This window comes from Nitrosomonas sp. Nm33, from assembly GCF_900107265.1.
GTDB lineage: Bacteria > Pseudomonadota > Gammaproteobacteria > Burkholderiales > Nitrosomonadaceae > Nitrosomonas.
Map to the genome: position 1 here is coordinate 1 of NZ_FNPJ01000015.1, position 14,253 is coordinate 14,253.

Here is a 14,253-nt window from a genome sequence, read left to right on the forward strand (position 1 = left end):
TTCTGCGCCACGCCCAAACGTTTTGCTCGCTCGTACTGACAGGCATCGGGATAATCGAGAATATCCTGCCGCAATACATCAAGATCAATCTTGCGTTTGCGAAACCCTTGAGGTTTGCGATCAACATGCTTGATCCAGCGAACAACGCTTGCTATACCCACATCAAACCGCGCTGCCACCTCGGCTATCGTAAGTCCTTCTTTCTCTCGAACAGATAAGACTTTACGGCGAAAATCCAATGAATATGCCATCCTTGCATTATAATCAAAATTATCTGGTTATGCTATAAAAGTGGAAATGGCGCGCTGAATGACCTGCAATACTGGTGAGAGCAGATGCGGATGGGCAGCGAATAGAACTCGTAGTGGAATCGGCAGTGTAAGAATTTCTAGCGTTGTTTACAGTATTCTGAAGAATACTGTAAATGAACATGTGCAAATATATAAGACTCACGCCACTTGATCGCCAAGAGCTGTGGAAGCTTTACCAAACTCGCTGCTGGAAAGTGCCCCAACTTGCCGAATGCTTTCGGGTCTCAAGGCCTACGATCTGCACTGTTCTCAAACGGGCAAGGCTCAAGGAGCTTATTCCCCGCGACAGTACCAATCAACGTTTTAAAAGAATCCAATACGGCCTCAAACGCTTAGCCAAGGTCGAGCAGTCCTCATCCAGGAACACTTGAAACGCGAAGCAAAGCGTTATAACAAGTCTTATCCCGGCGAACTCGTTCATTTCGATACTAAACGCCTACCTTTGCTCAAAGGCCAATCACCTACCCAACCCAGGGAATACCTGTTTGTCGCGGTTGACGACTTCTCCCGAGAACTCTATGCAGCCATCTTGCCTGATAAAACCCAGAAAACTGTCATCGCCCAATGCCCTTGCCAGATCGATTACGCTTATTCTGATAATGGCAAAGAATATAAAGGTACTGTGACAGTCATGCTTTCGCTAAGACTTGCAAAGCGCACGGCATCGGCCAGAAATTCACTCAAGTCAATCGACCCCAAACCAACGGTAAAACTGAACGTGTTATCCACACTCTAATGCAAATGTGGCATGACAAGACCAACTTTAAAGACTGCACCGACCGGTAAATTCAACTCGGCCGCTTTATTAACTTTTATAACACTGTCAAACCACACAAGAGTTTGAATAACTCAACTCCTTATGAAATACTCCACCAGTATTTCAATCAACCTCTCTGTAAATAACCCTGAGATTTCTTACAAAACATTAAACCTAAATTCCTCAGTTGAAGACTCCTAAATCGCTCAAGAACCCTATTGATTAAGGTTCTTTGAAAGATCCATGGCATTACCAATCAGATGAGATTTTAGTGAAATAATCAAAATCTGCTGAAAGTGTTGCCACACCTTGCTCTCAGCTTGTTTACTGTAACTGAGGAGCAGTTAACATTTTTGGCTGTGAACCGTTGATAGTACTAGATTGCAGCTATTTTCATTCTAAATTCCAACTGAGGAATTTAGGTTAAAATGCACGACTGGCGATACTTTCTTCGGAGCCGCAAATACATGATCTAAATAGCCCTCCCATCGTGCAGGGTTACTTTTATCAACCCCTTCGTGAAGAAAAGCGTAATCCAGTACGACTTCTATTCTCTGTCTTACCCTGGAGGCCGTTTCCGTCTTACCTTTCCAGATTGGATTGAGGACTGCTTTGACATCATCAACACCAATATGAGTTACTGATTGGGGCTGTAGTAGATTAGCTTAGTTGATAAGCTAATCTACTACAGCCCCTACTGATTTTATCTCCGATGAATGGAAATGCGTACTGCTCAAGTGTGTTTATCCATTGACTTGCATGCTTACTATTGCGCCAGCCTGCTTTTTTATGGCCTTATACACTCACGCGCGTATTCAGAAAAAGTCTTGCTAGGTTTTTCTATCCGCAATACTTCTTTAGGTGATTGTCCGTGGAAGATTGCACGACGCATGTCATTGGCTGTTTCACGTGCTTCTGCCAGGGTTCTATCATCTGTTGAGCCTAATCCAAGCTCGATTGGTCGACCATTTTGCTTATATCGGAATACCCAACTTCGAGAACCTGATTCCCTTACCCGTAACAGAAGATTACCACCATTTGAATGTGTGCCAGGTGGAAGTGAGTTAATTTGAACTGCTTTGAGTTTTTTGACTTCTCTTGCCATCTCGTCTTTCCATCCGTCTTTCCCTAAATGTAGGATGGTAGTATATTTTTTGAGACGATTTTGGACAAACTATTTACTAAGTAGCTTATTTTATCAACACTTTAACACTTCTTTGGATAGTGTTGGATTAAGTGTTGGCGGAGAGAGAGGGATTCGAACCCTCGATAAGCTTTTTGTGCCTATACTCCCTTAGCAGGGGAGCGCCTTCGACCACTCGGCCATCTCTCCTTAGAGCCGCAAGAATAGCGGGTTAAGAATGCCAGGTCAAATTTTTTATGACTTCTCGCAAATTTTATTGAGCTTGATCTAAATCAAAAGCCTTATGAAGAACCCTGACTGCAAGTTCCATATATTTTTCGTCCACTACGACTGATATCTTAATTTCTGAAGTTGTAATCATCTGAATATTGATTCCCTCTTCAGCCAAGACACGAAACATCTTACTAGCAATACCTGCATGCGAACGCATTCCCACACCCACTACTGAAACTTTGGCAATCTTATCACCACCAATGACATCTCGTGCACCAATATGAGGCAAAATCTTATCCCTCAATATGTTCATTGTATTGGTAAATTCATTACGATTGACAGTAAAGGAAAAATCAGTGGTTCCATCGTGGCTCACATTCTGAATAATCATATCCACGTCAATATTGGCATCAGCAACAGGACCAAGAATTTGGTAAGCAACACCTGGATGATCTGGCGCACCCAGTATAGTTATTTTTGCTTCATCGCGATTAAAAGCAATGCCTGAAATTACAGCCTGTTCCATATTATTATCTTCCTCAAAAGTGATCAGTGTACCTTCTCCATCTTCTTCAAAGCTAGAAAGCACTCTGAGCTTAACTTTGTATTTGCCGGCAAATTCAACTGAACGTATTTGTAATACCTTAGAACCGAGGCTTGCCATTTCGAGCATCTCTTCAAAGGTAATTGTTTTCAATCGCCTTGCTTCTGGTACGATTCGAGGGTCGGTTGTATAAATACCATTCACATCCGTGTATATCTGACATTCATCGGCCTTAAGCGCTGCCGCAAGCGCCACGCCAGTAGTATCCGACCCCCCTCGCCCTAACGTGGTAATATTATTAGCTTCATCGATGCCTTGAAAACCTGCAACCACCACAACGTATCCCGCTTTAAGATCAGCCCGAATTCTGTCTTCATCTATTTTTAGAATTCGGGCTTTGGTGTGCGCGCTATCAGTTAATATTCCAACTTGTCCACCTGTATAACTCTTAGCTTTAATATTAAGTTCCTTCAACGCCATCGCTAATAATGCAATGGTAACTTGTTCACCAGTAGAAACCATTACATCAAGCTCACGAGGATCAGGATGAGCTTGAATTTCTTTAGCTAATGAAATAAGGCGATTAGTTTCTCCACTCATAGCAGAAACAACCACAACTAATTCGTGACCCTGAGTAAAGTATTTAGCAACACGCCGGGCTACATTTTTGATACGCTCGGTACTACCAACCGATGTCCCACCATATTTTTGAACGAGAAGAGCCACTTAATTAACCAATTTTACTAGAAATGGAAACAATCAAAATTAACTTTGAGATTTTACACATTTCTTGGAAAGAACACTATCTTCTTACTATAAATTCAAATAAAAAAACACTTGCGAAATCGTTATGCTGGCTTGTAATATCCCAATAAAGCTCTTTATTGTCTCAATACAAACTGGTAACAAAGAATGGCCGATCAGAATTATATAATCAGACAGCAGGATAAAAATGCTGCGGTAAGCTTTATTGATAATCAAATAGCTAGTAATTCACATTGGTTAACTATGGACGATACCCAATGCCTAAGTGCTGAACTTGAGTATCAAAATGTCAGACATGACTCTATAGCTTTGAATGAGTGGTGTCAAAAATGGTTGAATGAAACCCAGTGGGTACAGTTAAAGAATGCGATTTCTATTGCAAGAGATCAGATTGAAAATCAAAAATATAGACCGCCACTTAAAAATATCGGCATAACGTATACAGCATGGCAAATTCTTTCTGAATTGGCAAAGCATGATGGCGTGACAGTTTCTGAAGTCATCATCAACAGACTGGGAAGTAACTGGTTAAATTTATATAATGGCGCAGAAACTGGTAACTATAGTAATAAATCAAATCAATCCTGATATAAATCCATAAATATGGTCTTTAACTACTTTAGATAAAATTGATTCGAAATTACGTTGTCACAATAAGTTTCACTATACGATAAGCAATCTTTTAGCTTAAGAAACAATCTCATTGCCTGCATAGTACAACCAATAAGTCATAATTATTCAATTATTTATGTTACCATCTATTGCCATTGCTGCATTTAATCATGTATTAGACGGAGAGTCATGGGCATGTAACCGTCTACAATCTTTCGCAGGCAAATCTACTTATCTTTCCATTTTCCCACTAATTGATTTGAATATCGTGATACAAACTGATGGGAAATTAGCAATAGCCTCTCCAGTTAATACCAGCACAGATACTACCCTTATTGTTGCTCCAAATTTGCTACCGCGTCTGATTTCTCGCGATGAAAGTGCTTTTGATGAAATCAAGATTATGGGAGATACCACATTTGCCAATGAATTATTATTCATTGGCAAAAATCTGCATTGGGATATCGAGCAAGATATAAGTTCCATTTTTGGCGATGTGCTTGCTCACCGTATGGTTAAAGCTGGACAAAATTTGATTCATTGGCAATCAGAAAGCATGCTTAATCTATCTCAAGTGCTGATCGAATATCTTACAGAAGAAAAATCTGTTTTATCCAACCATACTGATATTGATCGCTTAACTATTGAAGTAAATTTATTACAAGATCACGTAACACATCTGGAAAAACGAATTTATCGTTTAATCAATCTATTACCCTTCAAAGCAGAAAAAAACATTTCTTTATAAATAGGGAGTAATGAACTGACTTAGAATAGAGTGAATAATAATTATTAATTCTACCCTTCCTCTTATTTATATTCTTTGTCAGTCATAAGAATAAATGCGAATTTTTCGCCTCATAAAAATTATTCTAATCGGATTCTATTTTGGCTTAGATGACATTTTACTTAGCCATCCTCGTTTGCGATTATTGCGACCACTAACCAAATTAGTGCCATTCAGGGCGCGTCTCAAATTACCTCCTGCTATGCGTTTACGTCTGGCACTGGAAAAACTGGGACCCATTTTTATCAAATTTGGTCAAATGCTCTCCACTCGCCGGGATTTATTAGCGCAGGATTTTGCTGATGAACTAGCAAAACTCCAGGATCAAGTCCCTCCGTTTCCTTCCGATTTAGCCGTTGCTACGTTAGAAAAAGTTTATGAAAAACCAATCAATGAAGTATTTTTTAAATTTGAAAAACAACCCGTAGCCAGCGCATCAGTCGCTCAAGTTCATTTTGCAACTTTATATAATGGTACAGAAGTTGCCGTCAAAATTTTACGCCCAGATATCGCGCCTGTCATTGCGCATGATGTTGCATTAATGGAAACAGGCGCATGGTTACTTGAAGCGGTCTGGCCAGATGGTAAACGCTTAAAGTTACGTGAAGTGGTAACAGAATTTGCACGCCACTTGGAAGATGAACTCGATTTAATTCGTGAAGCAGCCAATTGCAGCCAATTGCGGCGCAATTTTTTAGATTCTTCCTTATTATTCGTTCCGGAAGTTTATTGGGACTATTGTCATTCAGAAGTCATGGTTATGGAACGTGTGCAGGGTATACCCATTAGCCATGTCAGCACACTTCGTGAGTATGACATTGATATTCCCCAACTTGCCCGTGTTGGCGTTGAAATTTTTTTTACACAAGTATTCCGGGATGGTTATTTTCATGCTGACATGCACCCTGGTAATATTTTTGTCGGATTGGATGGGCGCTACATTGCAGTAGATTTCGGCATTATGGGAACGCTCAGTGATGAGGATAAAAATTATCTGGCACAAAATTTTCTAGGCTTCTTTCGTCGTGACTACAGACGTGTAGCGCAAGCGCATATCGAAGCAGGCTGGGCACCAAGAACTACGCGTGTCGATGATTTTGAGGCTGCCATTCGCGCTGTTTGTGAACCGATTTTTGATAGACCATTAAAGGAAATCTACTTTGGACGTGTTCTGTTGCGATTGTTTCAGGTTTCACGCCAATTTAATGTAGAAATTCAACCTCAACTCGTATTGCTGCAAAAAACCCTGCTCAATATTGAAGGACTCGGGCGTGATCTTGATCCCGATCTCGATTTATGGAAAACAGCTAAACCATTCTTGGAAAGCTGGATGTCGGAGCAAGTTGGCTGGCGTGGTTTAATAGGCCATATTCAAAAAGAAGCACCTAACTGGGCGACGATGCTGCCAGAATTTCCACGCTTGTTACACTACCAGCTAGGCCAAGAACGTGTTCTAGTAATGGAAGACAGGCTTGCTGAACTGGTTGCACAAGAAAAAAAACAAAGTCGTTTACTTGCCTTAGTGGCGGTATTGCTTGCGGCACTCCTTGCCACCCTAGTATTCACACAGATCTATCTCTAAAGTAGAAAAATTAGATTTGCTAAAACCCATTTTTGGGTGATAAGGTTATGACGCTTTTTGAAACTTGCAATGTAGTTCAGCACTTTGCTAATTAATCATATTGCGATCGATAATGTTAGCTTACGTATCAACTCTGATAAATTTTTTATCCTGGCAAAGCAATCCTCAAAATACTTCAGGAACTGAATTACAAACAGAGATGGCTACTTAGTCAGTTATGGACCGAAATCAAATTGAGATAACTCGATGACTTATTATCAAAAACATGTTTTTTTCTGCGTCAATCAACGTAAAGCCGGCGAAGCCTGCTGTAACAACCACAACGCTCAAGCAATGCGTGATTATGCAAAAGACCGAATTAAAGCACTTGATCTTAGTGGGAAAGGGAAAATTCGCATTAACAACGCTGGCTGCCTTGATCGTTGTAACGAAGGACCTGTCATTGTGGTTTACCCAGAAGAAATTTGGTACACCTATGTTGACCAGGAAGATATTGATGAGATTATTGATGAGCATTTGATTAACGGCCGTATCGTTGAACGTCTGAGAATTTGAGCCTTACCACCTCAATTTTTATCAGATCAATAGATTTGAAAATACCGACTGAACATAAGTTATTTATTAAGGGTCCAGCTGGCAAACTGGAAACAATTGTCTTAGTTCCAGCTTCCAAACCTCGCGGAATTGCCATTATTGCTCATCCGCATCCGCTTTACCATGGCAATATGGATAATAAAATCGTATATATTCTCTCCAAAGCATTGATTGAATCTGGTTATATCACAGTTAAATTCAATTTTAGAGGGGCAGGTGCGAGTGAAGGAAATCATGCCGAAGGTATCGGAGAAGTGGAAGATGTGCTGGCAATTACTCAAGCTATTCGTCATCAATATGACATTGTCCCCTATCAATTACCATTATTACTCGCCGGCTTTTCCTTCGGTGGGGCCATACAAGCCTACGCTGCACAACAACTTAACCCCCAAAAATTAGTGCTCATTGCACCTTCTGTTGACCGACTGAATGCACCAGCTGTAATCAATCATGCAGATAGCGTACTCATCGTACATGGCGACCAGGATGATATTGTTCCCCTCCGTTCTGTTCTTGATTGGGCCACACCGCAAATAATTCCAGTTGTCGTCATTCCAGGGGCTGAGCATTTCTTTCATGGAAAACTCTCTATCCTTAAACAAGTAATCTTAAATGCCTGTCAAATTTAGTTTATTCCTCGTAATTCTTTCAGGACATTAGACCTGATGCTTCTTTCAGCAAGAAATCTTTGAATGTCTTCGCCACATTAGAAAAACGCTTATTTTTCCGATGTACGATATACCAATGACGCATAATTGGAAATCCTTGTACATCCAACACCTTAAGTCGATTTACCTCCAACTCCAATTCGATTGTATGCTGTGACATGATACCCAACCCCATACCCGCTTGAACAGCCTGTTTAATTGCTTCAGTGGTATCCGCCTCCATCCCTCTATTGATTTTGATCTTTTGTTCAGCAAAAAATCGCTCCATCGCACTGCGTGTTCCAGATCCTGGTTCGCGCACCAAAAAAATTTCCTGTTCAAGGCGTTTTACAGGAATTTGCTGGATATCACATAAAGGATGATTAGGCGGTGCAATGATCACCAGAGGGTTTTCCATAAAAGATTCAGACGCAATATCCAGTCCCTCAGGGGGTTGTCCCATAATTGCCAAATCAGTCAAATTATCCGCTAATTGTTTAAGTACAATCTCTCGATTGGAAACATGCAAGCTGACGGTCACGTCCTGATAGCGCTGACAAAATTTAGCCAGTAAATGAGGAGCAAAATAATTGGCCGTACTAACCACTGAAATATTCAATTTACCTCGTTCCAATCCTTTCAACTCATCCAGGGCAAGCTCCATATCCGCCAATTGTTGTGCGATGGCCCGACTGTACTGATAAAGCTCCTGCCCGGCTTCGGTCAGATATATCCGCTTACCCATTTGCTCAAACAAAGGAAGTGCTACAGTATCTTCAAGTTGCTTGATCTGGATCGAAACAGCAGGTTGTGTCAGAAAAAGCTCCTCAGCAGCCCGAGAAAAACTAAGATGACGTGCAACAGATTCAAACACTTTCAATTGACGCAGGGTAATATGCAACATAGACTTAATTAAGATGGTTAAGAATGAATATTATTTATATATATAAATAAAATCTTATCATAACTATCAGAATTATTAATTTGTTCTTATGATTAATCGTATATATAGTGTCTACTGAATTACAAATAGTCCTTTTTAATAACATTTCGTCCTGCTTTTTTCTCTAGTTTGAAGAAATCATAGGCAGGGCTTTCAATAACAGGAGATTGCAAGATGGCTGTTAAAACCTATAGCGCCGGCGTTAAAGAGTACCGGCAAACCTACTGGGAACCCAATTACAACGTCCAAGATACCGACATCCTGGCTTGCTTCAAGATCACTCCTCAACCAGGTGTTGACCGTGAAGAAGCGGCTGCTGCAGTTGCTGCCGAATCCTCCACTGGAACCTGGACGACGGTATGGACTGATCTGTTGACCGATTTGGATTACTACAAAGGACGCGCCTACCATATCGAAGATGTGCCTGGCGATGATACTTGTTTTTATGCATTTATTGCCTATCCGATTGACTTATTTGAAGAAGGCTCAGTCGTTAACGTATTTACCTCGCTAGTCGGTAACGTATTTGGCTTCAAAGCTATCCGTGCGTTACGTCTTGAGGATGTCCGCTTCCCCATCGCCTTTGTAAAAACCTGTGGTGGCCCACCCTATGGTATTCAAGCTGAACGTGACAAGCTCAATAAATATGGTCGTGCGTTATTGGGTTGCACTATCAAACCCAAATTAGGTCTCTCTGCTAAAAACTATGGCCGTGCTGTTTATGAGTGCCTGCGTGGCGGCTTGGATCTCACCAAAGACGACGAAAATATTAACAGCCAGCCTTTCATGCGTTGGCGCCAACGTTTTGAGTTCGTGATGGAGGCAATTCATAAAGCAGAACGCGAAACCGGTGAACGTAAGGGTCATTACCTGAATGTAACGGCACCTACTCCGGAAGAAATGTACAAACGTGCCGAATTTGCCAAGGAATTGGGCGCACCTATCATTATGCACGACTATCTGACAGGTGGTTTCACTGCGAACACAGGTCTGGCTAACTGGTGCCGGGATAATGGCCTGCTGCTGCACATCCATCGCGCTATGCACGCCGTACTGGATCGCAACCCGCATCATGGCATTCATTTCCGCGTATTGGCTAAAGCTCTGCGTCTATCCGGTGGTGATCATCTGCACTCCGGAACCGTGGTTGGTAAACTGGAAGGTGATCGTGAAGCGACCTTGGGTTGGATTGATATCATGCGCGAATCCTTTATCAAAGAAGATCGTAACCGCGGAATTTTCTTCGATCAAGATTGGGGTTCCATGCCTGGTGTATTCCCTGTTGCATCAGGTGGTATCCATGTTTGGCACATGCCAGCACTCGTTGCAATCTTTGGTGACGATGCTTGCTTACAATTTGGCGGTGGAACATTAGGGCATCCATGGGGTAACGCAGCGGGCGCTGCAGCAAACCGTGTCGCACTGGAAGCCTGCGTAGAAGCCCGCAACGAAGGCATACCTATCGAGAAAGAAGGCAAAACTATTCTGACCAATGCTGCCAAACACAGCCCAGAACTTAAGATCGCCATGGAAACATGGAAAGAGATCAAATTTGAATTTGATACCGTCGACAAACTGGACGTAGCACATAAATAAGTAACCTACTTGTTTCTCTGAGTCATGATGATTCAGAGAAACTTTTACTGATCATCTGGAGTTAAGAATGTCTGAAATGATTGATTATAAGAGCCGTCTGAGCGATCCAGCCAGTCGGAAATTTGAAACATTTTCCTATTTGCCATCGCTGAGTGAGGAGCAAATCAGAAAGCAAGTTGAGTTTATTGTAAAAAAAGGTTGGAATCCTGCGATCGAGCATACTGAACCTGAGTATCTCATGAGTAATTACTGGTATATGTGGAAATTACCTATGTTCGGCGAAACTGATGTAGACCGTATTCTCGCAGAAGCTGAAGCATGTCATAAAGCGAATCCAAATAATCATATTCGCTTGATTGGCTATGACAATTTTTCCCAAAGTCAAGGTACATCGATGGTCATTTACCGCGGCAAGACTGTTTAATCGTACAGCACGGGATAACCATCCTTCACACCCCCCGTTGCTAGAAAGTAGCGGGGGTTTTATTTTGCACAAAATTATCAAAAATATGAGTTACGCTTTACACGTTAATGCTGGAGAACGAAATGAGTGACGCTATCGAGCAATACATGATCAAAAATGAACCTTATTATCATCCTGTTGCTGATGAAGTAGCGCTGTATGAAGCAGCTTACTCGGCCAGGATACCGATGATGCTTAAAGGACCAACTGGTTGTGGCAAAACCCGTTTTGTCGAATTTATGGCATGGAAACTCAAGAAACCCCTTATTACAGTCGCCTGTAACGAAGATATGACTGCTTCTGACTTAGTGGGAAGATTCCTGCTGGATGCCCAGGGCACACGCTGGCAAGATGGGCCTCTGACAATTGCTGCCCGTCATGGTGCAATCTGTTATCTGGATGAAGTCGTAGAGGCAAGACAAGATACCACGGTTGTGATTCATCCGATGACTGACAGTCGCCGAATACTGCCGCTGGAAAAAAAGGGCGAACTGATCCATGCGCACCCTGATTTTCAGCTGGTTATTTCCTACAACCCTGGTTATCAGAGTCTGATGAAAGACTTGAAGCAATCCACCAAGCAGCGTTTTGGTGCATTGGACTTTAATTACCCAGATCACGACACTGAAACGGAGATTGTGTCACATGAATCTGGTATTGATAAAACCATAGCCACCAAATTGGTATCGATCGCAGAACGTGCCCGCAACTTAAAAGGTCATGGATTAGACGAAGGGATTTCTACCCGCATGCTGATCTATGCAGGTAACTTGATTGCCAAAGGTGTAGATGCACACGCTGCATGTCGAGTGGCACTCGTTCGCCCCATCACGGATGATCCTGATATGCGCGATGCACTTGATGCAGCCGTAGCTACCTTTTTCTAAGTAGAAATTTATTTTCTTTAGACTCATTTTTACAAGATACGGTATGAGCGTTAATCTGACTGACTACAAAGAGTTACTGGAATCATTGCCACCCGAATCCATGTCATTGCTTGAAAATACCTGGCATGATGCGACCAGAATCCTCTCGCCCCGAGGATTAGATAACTACTTGAAAGGTGCGGCTGCTCTGCAAGGGCTCGGACGCGGACGTGCGTTAATAGATACGTGGATCGATGAAGCGCCGCAAGTTGCCAAGGAAGTTGGAGAAGATGTTATTAGTGATCTCGCAACCACTGCTTTGATGCTTGCATCGAAAACTTCTGGAGCCGTGATTGAACTGATTCTTGCAACAGCCGCTACTGCTGCCAAGAGACTCGGTGACGCAGATTTATTTCGTCAATACCTTCAGTTTCTCAACACACTTATTGCCCAAGCACCACGTGGTGTCCGCCCATTGCTGGATAAACTCGATATTTTGCTGGGTCAATTGACACTCGGTGGCCTACGCCGATGGGCTTTGTGGGGTGCACATGCTCATCGTACCAACTATGAGGAACAAATCCAATATTTCAGTATAAATTCCAAGGAATCGCAAGCGGTTCTCCAAAAAGAAAGAAAAGGCACGCTATTTGTCGATATCCAGCGTCGCATCAATATTTACTTACGTGCCTTATGGGCACGTGATTTCTTTATGCGCCCTACCTCAGGAGACTATGAAACTCGTCAAGGTTATCGACCCTATATTGAAAATTATTTCATTCATCTACCTGATGCCTATGATGCCCATGGTGAGATTGCAGCAAGCGAAGTTTACCGCGCGGCAGCCGCACATGCAGCAGCACATTTGGTAGAAACGAAATTCCCTATTTCTGCTGAAGCCTTGAATCCATTACAAATGGCGGTTATCTCAGTTATTGAAGATGCCAGAGTAGAAGCACTCTCAATCCGGCGTTTCCCAGGTTTGCGCCAGATTTGGTCAAGTTTGCACGATGCAACGCCTGACATGAAAGCCACGATCGGCGATTATCTCAATCGCCTGGCACGTGCACTGCTTGATCAGACTTATGAGGATAATGATGACTGGATTATTGAAGGCCGATCTTTATTTGCGCAAGCCCAAGACCGTCTGGGAAATAATCAGATTTCCTGGGAGATCGGTGTACAGCTCGCTCATAAGATCATGGACAAAAAAATCGCGTTCAATCCCCGTACTGATATCTTGACAGCACCCTATCTGGATGACAATCGCTATTTCTGGGAATTTGAGGAATTTAATTTTGAACACTCACAGATTGCTGGTTATGATGAGATCAAGCAAATACGTAAATACGTCAGTGTCATGGAGCTGGCCAATGAGGTAGAAGTCGAAACGGCTGGCGATGATGCCCAAGAAATCTGGGTGATGGGAACAGAATTCTTTCCTTACGAAGATAGCGGCGTTTCCTATAATGAATTGGAAGGTAAAGAGCCTGTCTCTCCTCCTTATCATTACTCAGAGTGGGATTATCAAATCCAGCTAGAACGCCCTACATGGGTCACTGTTCAGGAGAAACGTGCTAAGTTAGGCGATATCCAGGTGATCGATAGCATTGCTGCACAATATAAACGTGAGATTTCGCGCATGAAATTTTTGCTTGATGCCATGCAACCCCAAGGTGTGCAACGTATCCGCAAGCTGGAGGATGGAGATGAAATCGATATTAATGCGGCGATCCATTCTACGATTGATATTCGTATGGGTCTACAACCTGATCCACGCATCATGATGCGCTCTGTCCGCAAAATACGCGATATCTCAGTGCTCGTACTGCTTGATTTGTCTGAGTCCACTAACGATAAGGTTTCTGGTCAGGATTTCTCTGTACTTGATTTAACTCGTCAAGCAACTGTATTGCTCGCCAATGCCATCAATAAAATTGGTGACCCCTTTGCGATTCATGGGTTTTGTTCGGATGGCCGGCATGATGTTGAGTATTATCGTTACAAGGATTTCAACCAGCAATATGATGAAATCCCCAAAGCTAAGCTAGCTGGCATGACAGGACAACTGTCGACCCGTATGGGCGCGGCTATTCGGCATGCAAGTCATTATTTGAAATCACAACGATCCAGCAAAAAGCTATTACTGGTCATTACCGATGGCGAACCTGCTGATATTGATGTGCGCGATCCTCAGTACCTCCGTTATGATACTAAGAAAGCTGTGGAAGAAGCTGGCCGATCAGGAATAATCACTTATTGCATGAGCCTTGACCCACGCGCAGACCAGTATGTTTCACGTATTTTTGGTGCACGTAATTATATGGTAGTTGACCACGTAGAAAGATTACCAGAAAAGTTACCGTTACTTTATGCTGGATTAACTCGTTAAATGTTTTCATTTGGAAAATACCACACATACACTTTTT

The 14,253-nt window shown here is 42.4% G+C and carries 16 protein-coding genes, 1 tRNA gene and 1 pseudogene; 11 read left to right on the top strand and 7 right to left on the bottom strand.

Annotated features, from left to right (window positions below; translation table 11 throughout):
• A partial coding sequence (locus BLV54_RS04975; protein ID WP_090567858.1) for an IS630 transposase-related protein occupies positions 1-251 on the bottom strand: 251 nt, incomplete at its 3' end.
• Positions 252-424: 173 nt separating this feature from the next.
• On the opposite strand from BLV54_RS04975, the gene BLV54_RS16375 reads away from it, so the two are divergent.
• Entirely contained in the window at positions 425-682 is a 258-nt protein-coding gene (locus BLV54_RS16375; RefSeq protein WP_218132314.1) for a hypothetical protein, read from the top strand.
• Complete coding sequence (locus tag BLV54_RS16380) at positions 679-1,047, top strand: DDE-type integrase/transposase/recombinase (protein ID WP_218132315.1); 369 nt, start codon at positions 679-681, stop codon at positions 1,045-1,047. Before BLV54_RS16375 ends, BLV54_RS16380 begins: the two co-directional genes overlap by 4 nt.
• A 419-nt stretch (positions 1,048-1,466) precedes the next feature.
• On the opposite strand, the gene BLV54_RS17185 is transcribed toward BLV54_RS16380, so the two are convergent.
• From BLV54_RS17185 to BLV54_RS04995, 5 genes and pseudogenes are all read right to left on the bottom strand, one after another.
• Positions 1,467-1,700, bottom strand: coding sequence for a phage integrase central domain-containing protein (locus BLV54_RS17185; RefSeq protein ID WP_371113272.1), 234 nt, complete (start codon positions 1,698-1,700; stop codon positions 1,467-1,469).
• Between the two features lie 28 nt (positions 1,701-1,728).
• A pseudogene (locus BLV54_RS17190) lies at positions 1,729-1,821 on the bottom strand (hypothetical protein); the annotation flags it as partial.
• Positions 1,822-1,855: 34 nt separating this feature from the next.
• A complete protein-coding gene (locus tag BLV54_RS04985) occupies positions 1,856-2,173 on the bottom strand; it encodes an Arm DNA-binding domain-containing protein (protein ID WP_090568644.1) in 318 nt (105 codons plus the stop codon).
• Between the two features lie 135 nt (positions 2,174-2,308).
• Positions 2,309-2,401 (bottom strand) — tRNA-Ser (locus tag BLV54_RS04990).
• A 64-nt stretch (positions 2,402-2,465) separates the two neighbouring features.
• Positions 2,466-3,695 carry an aspartate kinase gene (locus tag BLV54_RS04995; protein ID WP_090568647.1) on the bottom strand — a complete coding sequence of 410 codons (1,230 nt, stop codon included), beginning with the start codon at positions 3,693-3,695 and terminating at the stop codon, positions 2,466-2,468.
• A 186-nt stretch (positions 3,696-3,881) separates the two neighbouring features.
• On the opposite strand from BLV54_RS04995, the gene BLV54_RS05000 reads away from it, so the two are divergent.
• The 5 genes from BLV54_RS05000 (at position 3,882) to BLV54_RS05020 (ending at position 7,938) form a co-directional block, all read left to right on the top strand.
• Positions 3,882-4,322: a MarR family transcriptional regulator gene (locus BLV54_RS05000; protein ID WP_090568650.1), complete on the top strand. Its 441-nt coding sequence runs from the start codon at positions 3,882-3,884 to the stop codon at positions 4,320-4,322.
• 160 nt (positions 4,323-4,482) lie between these two features.
• Positions 4,483-5,094 (top strand): ubiquinone biosynthesis accessory factor UbiJ, encoded by a 612-nt coding sequence (locus BLV54_RS05005; RefSeq protein ID WP_090568653.1) that lies wholly within the window; start codon positions 4,483-4,485, stop codon positions 5,092-5,094.
• 94 nt (positions 5,095-5,188) lie between these two features.
• Positions 5,189-6,715, top strand: a complete 1,527-nt coding sequence (ubiB, locus tag BLV54_RS05010; protein ID WP_090568656.1) for a ubiquinone biosynthesis regulatory protein kinase UbiB — start codon at positions 5,189-5,191, stop codon at positions 6,713-6,715.
• Between the two features lie 246 nt (positions 6,716-6,961).
• Complete coding sequence (locus BLV54_RS05015; RefSeq protein WP_090568660.1) at positions 6,962-7,270, top strand: (2Fe-2S) ferredoxin domain-containing protein; 309 nt, start codon at positions 6,962-6,964, stop codon at positions 7,268-7,270.
• A 35-nt stretch (positions 7,271-7,305) separates the two neighbouring features.
• Positions 7,306-7,938, top strand: a complete 633-nt coding sequence (locus BLV54_RS05020) for an alpha/beta hydrolase (RefSeq protein ID WP_339389437.1) — start codon at positions 7,306-7,308, stop codon at positions 7,936-7,938.
• A 19-nt stretch (positions 7,939-7,957) separates the two neighbouring features.
• Here BLV54_RS05020 and BLV54_RS05025 read toward each other — a convergent pair whose 3' ends face one another.
• Positions 7,958-8,860, bottom strand: a complete 903-nt coding sequence (locus tag BLV54_RS05025) for a LysR family transcriptional regulator (RefSeq protein WP_090568664.1) — start codon at positions 8,858-8,860, stop codon at positions 7,958-7,960.
• A gap of 213 nt (positions 8,861-9,073) precedes the next feature.
• On the opposite strand from BLV54_RS05025, the gene BLV54_RS05030 reads away from it, so the two are divergent.
• From BLV54_RS05030 to BLV54_RS05045, 4 genes are all read left to right on the top strand, one after another.
• Complete coding sequence (locus BLV54_RS05030; RefSeq protein WP_090568666.1) at positions 9,074-10,495, top strand: form I ribulose bisphosphate carboxylase large subunit; 1,422 nt, start codon at positions 9,074-9,076, stop codon at positions 10,493-10,495.
• A gap of 67 nt (positions 10,496-10,562) precedes the next feature.
• Entirely contained in the window at positions 10,563-10,919 is a 357-nt protein-coding gene (locus BLV54_RS05035) for a ribulose bisphosphate carboxylase small subunit (RefSeq protein WP_090568669.1), read from the top strand.
• Between the two features lie 122 nt (positions 10,920-11,041).
• Positions 11,042-11,845 carry a CbbQ/NirQ/NorQ/GpvN family protein gene (locus BLV54_RS05040; RefSeq protein ID WP_090568672.1) on the top strand — a complete coding sequence of 268 codons (804 nt, stop codon included), beginning with the start codon at positions 11,042-11,044 and terminating at the stop codon, positions 11,843-11,845.
• A gap of 43 nt (positions 11,846-11,888) precedes the next feature.
• Positions 11,889-14,216 (top strand): nitric oxide reductase activation protein NorD, encoded by a 2,328-nt coding sequence (locus tag BLV54_RS05045; RefSeq protein ID WP_090568675.1) that lies wholly within the window; start codon positions 11,889-11,891, stop codon positions 14,214-14,216.
• The last annotated feature ends 37 nt before the right edge of the window (positions 14,217-14,253 follow it).

What these genes read in the sequence shown, in the direction of transcription:
- ubiB (WP_090568656.1), top strand. Translation starts at nt 5,189, where the DNA reads ATGCGAATTTTTCGCCTCATAAAAATTATTCTAATCGGATTCTATTTT.
- BLV54_RS05025 (WP_090568664.1), bottom strand. Translation starts at nt 8,860, where the DNA reads ATGTTGCATATTACCCTGCGTCAATTGAAAGTGTTTGAATCTGTTGCA.
- BLV54_RS05015 (WP_090568660.1), top strand. Translation starts at nt 6,962, where the DNA reads ATGACTTATTATCAAAAACATGTTTTTTTCTGCGTCAATCAACGTAAA.
- BLV54_RS05040 (WP_090568672.1), top strand. Translation starts at nt 11,042, where the DNA reads ATGAGTGACGCTATCGAGCAATACATGATCAAAAATGAACCTTATTAT.
- BLV54_RS05045 (WP_090568675.1), top strand. Translation starts at nt 11,889, where the DNA reads ATGAGCGTTAATCTGACTGACTACAAAGAGTTACTGGAATCATTGCCA.
- BLV54_RS05030 (WP_090568666.1), top strand. Translation starts at nt 9,074, where the DNA reads ATGGCTGTTAAAACCTATAGCGCCGGCGTTAAAGAGTACCGGCAAACC.
- BLV54_RS04985 (WP_090568644.1), bottom strand. Translation starts at nt 2,173, where the DNA reads ATGGCAAGAGAAGTCAAAAAACTCAAAGCAGTTCAAATTAACTCACTT.
- BLV54_RS05005 (WP_090568653.1), top strand. Translation starts at nt 4,483, where the DNA reads ATGTTACCATCTATTGCCATTGCTGCATTTAATCATGTATTAGACGGA.
- BLV54_RS16375 (WP_218132314.1), top strand. Translation starts at nt 425, where the DNA reads ATGAACATGTGCAAATATATAAGACTCACGCCACTTGATCGCCAAGAG.
- BLV54_RS05035 (WP_090568669.1), top strand. Translation starts at nt 10,563, where the DNA reads ATGTCTGAAATGATTGATTATAAGAGCCGTCTGAGCGATCCAGCCAGT.
- BLV54_RS05000 (WP_090568650.1), top strand. Translation starts at nt 3,882, where the DNA reads ATGGCCGATCAGAATTATATAATCAGACAGCAGGATAAAAATGCTGCG.